Source organism: Bacillus cereus group sp. BfR-BA-01349 (assembly GCF_022663795.1).
In the GTDB taxonomy this organism is placed as follows: Bacteria; Bacillota; Bacilli; order Bacillales; family Bacillaceae_G; genus Bacillus_A; species Bacillus_A cereus.
Genome location: NZ_JAKUGE010000028.1, coordinates 61,951 through 68,386, shown reverse-complemented (window position 1 = coordinate 68,386; position 6,436 = coordinate 61,951). Strand labels below are relative to the sequence as shown.

Below are 6,436 nucleotides of genomic sequence, written 5' to 3'. Positions count from 1 at the left end.
TTCTTCTAATTTTCCCCATAAAAAATCCCCTCCATAATAAACAGTAAAGTAACTTTCTTTCAACTGTCTACTATAAGGGGATCATATCAATATGCTAAAGTCATCTTTTTCTACCTTATTATTTTACTAATTCTCCATTATAAGCTTTTATATTAAGCGGAGCAGTTAAAAATTGTGCTGCTTTACTAACGAAAGATGTGAAGTGTTCACTCGTATTATGGCTCGCAACTGCTGCTTCATCTTTCCATACTTCTACCATCGTATAAACACTTTCTTTTTCTGTATCTTTATATAAGTCATAAGATACATTTCCACTTTCTTCTCTTGAACTATGAATAAGCGGACGAATTTCTTCTAAAAATGCTTGTTGTTTCGCTGGATCTACTTGAAATATTGCGTGAATAATAATCATGGTGCTTCCCCTCTCATCTTTCACTTATTGAAGTTCTTTTATAAAATCATTTCCACTCTGCAACTTTTTCAATTGGAAGACGTACTGATTGGTAACCACTGTCAGCAGCTTTTCCGATTGAAATTAACATAACTGGTACGTGACGGTCTTTATCTAGTCCGAAAGCTGCTGCGATTTGATTTTTCTCAAAACCACCAATTGGACAAGTGTCATAGCCGTGAGCACGAGCTGCTAGCATAAATTGCATCGCTACAAGACCACCGTCAATTAATACTGTATCTTTCATTACTTCTGGTGTAACCATAGAGAAGTAAGTTGAAAGTTTTTTCATTTGATCTTCTTTTACTTCTGCTGGCATAAGTCCACGCTCTACTGCTGTACCGTAAATTTCTTCTGCGTTATCAAAGTTGTTTAAGTCACCAAATAAAGCGATCATTGCTGAAGATGTTTCTACTTGAGATTGATTGAATTTCGCAAGTGGCGCAAGTGTTGCTTTCGCTTCGTCACTTTCAATCACTACGAATCTCCATGGTTGCATGTTTACTGAAGATGGTGCAAGTGTTGCTTCTGTAAGAATTTCTGTCATTTCTTCTTTGCTAATTTTCACTGAAGGGTCGTACTTACGAATTGAACGACGTCCTGTTAAAATTTCGTTAAAATCATTTGTTTTTACTGAGTTAGTCATAGTTGTATTCTCCCTTTTTTATAATTCTTTTATATTTTCTTGAATGTGATTTAACATATTTAAAAGATTATCGCGTTCTTCCTCACTTAATCCTTTAAATGCAGATGCTGCAAAACGTTCTTTTTCCTCTTGAAATGCTTGAATTTTATTTCGTCCCTCTTCAGTAAGAGAAACTAACGTAATTCTGTTATCATCTGGATTTTTACGTCTTACAATCATTTCATTGGCCTCAAGCTGCTTTAAATGCCTTGTTATCGCAGCATTATCAATATTCACTTCTTGTTGAAGTGCTTTTTGACTAATTTCACCTACTTCATATAACTGAAGTATAAGCTCTAATCGAGACTGGCTCATACCCGTACACCCTTCAAATTTCGAACTTACTTCTTTATTTAGAAAGTGTAATTTATATAAAATAATCGCTTCTTTTGAGCATGAACTTGTCAAATTAACCCTCCTTTACAATCAAAATAAAAATGTTTGATGCATCAATAGTTGATATGTCAATTAATATAATCTATATCGATTTAGAATGCAAGCATTTTGTTTTTATTTTATTTTTTCCAAATTAAGGCGCTTTGTAGCGTTACAAATAATGTTAATTGCACTATAATAATACTAATTTAAAGAACTGGAGAGTGATTGATAATGCGGCAATATACAAATAGAAATGAGGAATTGAAAATGGAAAATGAAATGAGGATATTCACAAATGACAACAATAAATATAGGGATTGTCGCGCACGTAGACGCTGGCAAGACGAGTTTGACTGAGCGTATTCTTTATGAAACGAATGTGATTAAAGAAATTGGCCGAGTAGATAGTGGTAATACACAAACTGACTCAATGGAATTAGAAAGACAACGCGGAATTACGATTAAAGCATCTGTCGTTTCTTTCTTTATTGATGATGTAAAAGTAAATGTCATTGATACACCTGGACACGCTGATTTTATCGCTGAAGTGGAGCGATCATTCCGCGTTCTAGACGGTGCGATTTTAGTTATCTCTGTCGTTGAAGGTGTGCAAGCACAAACAAAAATTTTAATGCGAACATTACAGAAACTAAACATACCGACTATTTTATTCGTTAATAAAATTGATCGTAGTGGCGCAAACAGTGAAAAAGTTATGAAACAAATAAAAGAGGTTCTTTCAAATGAAGCATTCCCCTTCTACTCTGTTCTAAACGAAGGAACGAAAGAAGCCCGGATCATTGAATACAAATCATATGACGATTGTATGGAACTGTTAGCACCATTTAATGAATCATTACTTGAATCATATGTAAATAACGAAATAATACCGGACGCACTATTAAGAGAAAAACTAGAACAGCAAATACAGCAAGCGAATGTGTATCCAATCTTTTTCGGTTCAGCAATGACTGGTATGGGCGTAACAGAACTTCTTGAAAAACTTCCGGCTCTCATTCCAGCTCTTACATCGGCACAAGAGGAACCATTATCCGGTGTTGTTTTTAAAATTGAACGTGAACCTTCTGGAGAAAAGGTTGCTTATATAAGAGTTTTTTCAGGTAGCTTACATGTTAGAAAATATGTTAATATACAGCGCAGTAAGTCTCTATTCCATAAAGAAAAGATAAAAAAAATGTGCCTATTTCATAATGGAGATCCCGTTCAAACTTCTACCGTTCCTAGCGGTGAGTTTTGTAAAGTGTGGGGGCTGAATGATATTAAAATTGGTGATATTATCGGTGAACGTACGGATTATATAAAAGATATTCACTTTGCCGAACCACAAATGGAAGCTGCCATTGATGCGGTACCTAAAGAGCAAATTCATAATTTATACGCTGTTCTTATGAAACTATGTGAAGAAGATCCGCTCATTAAAGTTTGGAAAGACGATGTTCATAATGAACTATATATTCGCCTTTTCGGTGAGGTACAAAAAGAAGTAATTGAAACAACACTTTATGAGAAATATAATTTGCAGGTTACTTTTTCAAATACGCGAGTTGTATGTATCGAGAAACCAATTGGCGTAGGCAATTCTGTTGAAGTAATGGGTGAAAAAGAGAATCCATTTTACGCAACAATCGGATTCAGAGTTGAACGTGGTGAACTTAATTGCGGTATAACATATAAATTAGGTGTTGAGCTCGGCTCACTACCTTTAGCATTTCATAAAGCGATTGAAGATACGGTATTTCAAACGTTAAAACAAGGATTATATGGATGGGAAGTTACAGATATTATCGTCACGTTAACACATACTGGTTATGCTAGTCCTGTTACAACAGCGAGTGACTTTAGAAATTTGACACCGATCGTATTAATGGATGCTTTAAAGCAAGCTGAAACATATGTATATGAACCAGTAAATGAATTTGAATTAACTGTACCGGAGCACGCAATTAGTACTGCAATGTATAAGCTTGCTGCCGTTCCAGCAACTTTTGCAGAGCCTATATTCAATAACAATTCTTATCAGTTAACAGGATCATTACCTGTTGCGAAAACAGAGAGTTTCAAACGAATACTACATTCATTTACAGAAGGAGAAGGCATATTTACAACGAAGCCAGCTGGTTTCACAAAACTTATGGCTCCCTTCCCTACTCGAAAACGTGTTGATTATAATCCGCTGAATCGTAAGGATTATTTACTTCATGTTTTGAAGGCTTATTAAAGTAAAAGAGGTGCAATTCGCACCTCTTTTGCATGTATTAATAGGTTAGTTTGTCCTAACAACTTCTTTAAGTTTTCCTATTATTTTCGCTATAGCCTCAATTGAATTTTCCGTTTCATATCCCCCAACATTTACAGAATGATTTGCATTTTTGACAACTTCAATCTGTAAATTCGTTTTATATAACTGATCAATTTGATCTGCATTGTATTGGTGATCTTTATCCCCAATAACTAAAAACCCTTCGTGTCGACTATGTAAGATAGAATCAAAAATTGTATCAAACGTCAGTAAAGGTGTAAGTAGTATCATTTTTGACTGCGCGAATTCTTCTCTCTTCATTAAATCATTTGCAATCGGAATTGTTCCGAGTGACTTCCCTAAAAACATAGTCTCGTTGTATTGCTCATCTTTTAATACTTCATTTATTACAGGATTAATATCATCCATCATTACTTTCGTTACTTCTTCCATTGGTTTATTCATTAATTGTCCATCATAAGAATAATGAATATGTACAACATCTATTTTATGTTCAAGCATTAACATCGTTGCGTAATAAAATAACGGCTTATCATAATTGTATCCTGAACCTGAAAACATAAAGCAAACGGTACTAGAGCCTTGTTCGATATGTGTGTAATAAATTACTTTGTCATTTATATGTACCTCTTTTTTAGTTCCCTTCACCATTTTCCCCTCCGAATACATTTACTTTTGTAATACGATATGTTCTGTGTGAACTGATACATCCTTTACTTTCTCTTTTATAAATGCAGGCTGTAAGTTATATGTATGCAGTTCTTCTACTGGCACCCATCTAAACAAATACGTTCTACCCTCTTCTTCCAAAATATATTGATCCGCTCCACTCGCAGGTAACTCAAATAGCTCTACTTCATAATAAAAACTAATTTCATGAAACTTTCGCTCAGAAAGTGTAAAGAAATTTTCTACTGACCATATTAACCTTTTCCTTTTAATAGGAACACCTATCTCTTCCGCAAGTTCACGTTTTAATGCATCTTCACTATTCTCTAGCATTTTTACTCTACCGCCGGGTACATACCAAAAATCTTCACCGTCACCTTGCAGAATGAGTATTTTATTATCATGTTTACAAATTGCTCCAACGCGGTAATTAAAACATGTTTCCTCAACTTTAAACGTAAGATCCATCCGTAACGCCCCCTTATATAAATATCGAATTATTACAAAACAATTATGTAATTACTGTACAAATAAGGTTACTAAATTTATCCACTCCATTCAATGGTTTTCGAATTTTCTAAACTATTATTTTTCATCATTACAAGTGTATATACATATGTTACAATCATATTGCACACTAGAAAACATTATGGGGGTACGGATGGAAACGTTATTAACCCAGCAAACTGAGAAATCAAATAAGTTTTGGAAAATCGTTGTGAAAGAAAAAGACTATGTTGTGTTTTACGGAAAAATTGGCACAGCTGGCAGTGTGAAAGCGAAAGAGTTTGAAACAGAAGAAGAATGTATGAAAGAAGCTAATAAACTAGTTGCTTCCAAACGTAAAAAAGGATATACAGACCCGTTGCCTGGGGAAGATTACATAAAAGAAAAAACGATAACCGAAGAAGAATTTTGGGAGCTACTTCATCGTGCAAAAACGAAAGGTGAGGACCAAGAAGAACAAATAGAATGGCTTACTTCTCACCTTGCTAAACGTACAGTACATGAAATTGTAGCTTTTGATACGCATATGCATCACCTTTTGAAAGACTCCTATACCTCCCGTTTATGGGCAGCAGCCTATATTATTATGGGTGGCTGTTCAGATGATACTTTCGATTACTTCCGCGGATGGTTATTATATCAAGGAAAAGAGACATACGAAGCTTGTATTGAAGATCCAGAACGATTAATTCCTGTATTAGAAAATTTGAGTGAGTATGACGTTCCAGAGATTGAAGAACTTACTCTACATTTCGGGCAAGAAGTTTACATGGAGAAGACTGAGGATGAAGATGATACTTACTTTACACTATACCATGTCTTAACAAATGAAGAGTTTGAGGAAGTTGATATCGAGTTAGATTGGGATGAAGACGATGAGGAAGGTTTAAAAAAGATGTTTCCTAAGCTATGGGAGATGTACGGAGAAGAACCGATTGAGTGGTAGATTAATTATTCATGAAAAAGTGCCTTGTTTCTTTAGTAACAAGGCACTTTTTTTGATACTATATTTAAATTATCATCTTTCCACTCTCCCACCACTCCATAAAAGTCTTTAAAGAAGGAGCAACCCACGTTCTACTATCATTTTCATGGTTCCATACATATATATCATCTCTTTGTACTTTTCCATTCAAAATGGAATAGCCAAACAAATCACCATTTCCCCCATCAGCAAAAAATAATAAACAGTCAAAAGGCATGTATAAATCCTTAAAATCAACTATATTTCTTATACTCATATTTTCAGTTTTAATTTTTGAAGCAGACCATATAAAGTCACCGTATTCACCTTCTATACCGTTTGTTTCCTGTAATAATTGATATAAATCATTCGGTAACTCCACATGTAAACATTTTTGTATATCAGTAAGTTCATCCTTCGTAGCTGGGTTTTTCAAGCTTAAATTTGATGAGATACTGTGAATGGTGTCTTTCCACATCACCTTTTCCTCCTTATGTGCAA

8 protein-coding genes are annotated in these 6,436 nt (G+C 34.6%); 2 read left to right on the top strand and 6 right to left on the bottom strand.

Annotated elements, in window-relative coordinates; all coding sequences use genetic code 11:
• Window positions 1–118: 118 nt before the first annotated feature.
• The 3 genes from MR169_RS16740 to MR169_RS16730 are packed head-to-tail and all read right to left on the bottom strand — an operon-like array spanning window position 119 to window position 1,544.
• Window positions 119–412, bottom strand: coding sequence for a putative quinol monooxygenase (locus MR169_RS16740; RefSeq protein WP_000583807.1), 294 nt, complete (start codon window positions 410–412; stop codon window positions 119–121).
• 46 nt (window positions 413–458) lie between these two features.
• Window positions 459–1,097: a nitroreductase family protein gene (locus MR169_RS16735; RefSeq protein ID WP_242319685.1), complete on the bottom strand. Its 639-nt coding sequence runs from the start codon at window positions 1,095–1,097 to the stop codon at window positions 459–461.
• Window positions 1,098–1,115: 18 nt separating this feature from the next.
• Complete coding sequence (locus MR169_RS16730) at window positions 1,116–1,544, bottom strand: MarR family winged helix-turn-helix transcriptional regulator (RefSeq protein WP_000204172.1); 429 nt, start codon at window positions 1,542–1,544, stop codon at window positions 1,116–1,118.
• A gap of 265 nt (window positions 1,545–1,809) precedes the next feature.
• Here MR169_RS16730 and MR169_RS16725 point away from each other — a divergent pair, with 265 nt between their 5' ends.
• Window positions 1,810–3,753 (top strand): GTP-binding protein, encoded by a 1,944-nt coding sequence (locus tag MR169_RS16725; protein WP_242319684.1) that lies wholly within the window; start codon window positions 1,810–1,812, stop codon window positions 3,751–3,753.
• 45 nt (window positions 3,754–3,798) lie between these two features.
• On the opposite strand, the gene MR169_RS16720 is transcribed toward MR169_RS16725, so the two are convergent.
• The gene (locus MR169_RS16720; RefSeq protein ID WP_002000094.1) at window positions 3,799–4,464 is read right to left on the bottom strand and encodes a hypothetical protein; all 666 of its coding nucleotides are present in this window, start codon (window positions 4,462–4,464) and stop codon (window positions 3,799–3,801) included.
• Window positions 4,465–4,932, bottom strand: a complete 468-nt coding sequence (locus MR169_RS16715) for an NUDIX hydrolase (protein ID WP_000366229.1) — start codon at window positions 4,930–4,932, stop codon at window positions 4,465–4,467.
• 193 nt (window positions 4,933–5,125) lie between these two features.
• On the opposite strand from MR169_RS16715, the gene MR169_RS16710 reads away from it, so the two are divergent.
• Entirely contained in the window at window positions 5,126–5,917 is a 792-nt protein-coding gene (locus MR169_RS16710; protein ID WP_000449212.1) for a DUF4240 domain-containing protein, read from the top strand.
• Between the two features lie 64 nt (window positions 5,918–5,981).
• On the opposite strand, the gene MR169_RS16705 is transcribed toward MR169_RS16710, so the two are convergent.
• The gene (locus MR169_RS16705; protein WP_000265339.1) at window positions 5,982–6,413 is read right to left on the bottom strand and encodes an SMI1/KNR4 family protein; all 432 of its coding nucleotides are present in this window, start codon (window positions 6,411–6,413) and stop codon (window positions 5,982–5,984) included.
• Window positions 6,414–6,436: the final 23 nt, after the last annotated feature.

Bases quoted from the DNA above. Each gene is read 5' to 3' on its own strand.
- MR169_RS16720 (WP_002000094.1), bottom strand. From the start codon at position 4,464: ATGTATTCGGAGGGGAAAATGGTGAAGGGAACTAAAAAAGAGGTACAT.
- MR169_RS16710 (WP_000449212.1), top strand. From the start codon at position 5,126: ATGGAAACGTTATTAACCCAGCAAACTGAGAAATCAAATAAGTTTTGG.
- MR169_RS16705 (WP_000265339.1), bottom strand. From the start codon at position 6,413: ATGTGGAAAGACACCATTCACAGTATCTCATCAAATTTAAGCTTGAAA.
- MR169_RS16735 (WP_242319685.1), bottom strand. From the start codon at position 1,097: ATGACTAACTCAGTAAAAACAAATGATTTTAACGAAATTTTAACAGGA.
- MR169_RS16725 (WP_242319684.1), top strand. From the start codon at position 1,810: ATGACAACAATAAATATAGGGATTGTCGCGCACGTAGACGCTGGCAAG.
- MR169_RS16715 (WP_000366229.1), bottom strand. From the start codon at position 4,932: ATGGATCTTACGTTTAAAGTTGAGGAAACATGTTTTAATTACCGCGTT.
- MR169_RS16740 (WP_000583807.1), bottom strand. From the start codon at position 412: ATGATTATTATTCACGCAATATTTCAAGTAGATCCAGCGAAACAACAA.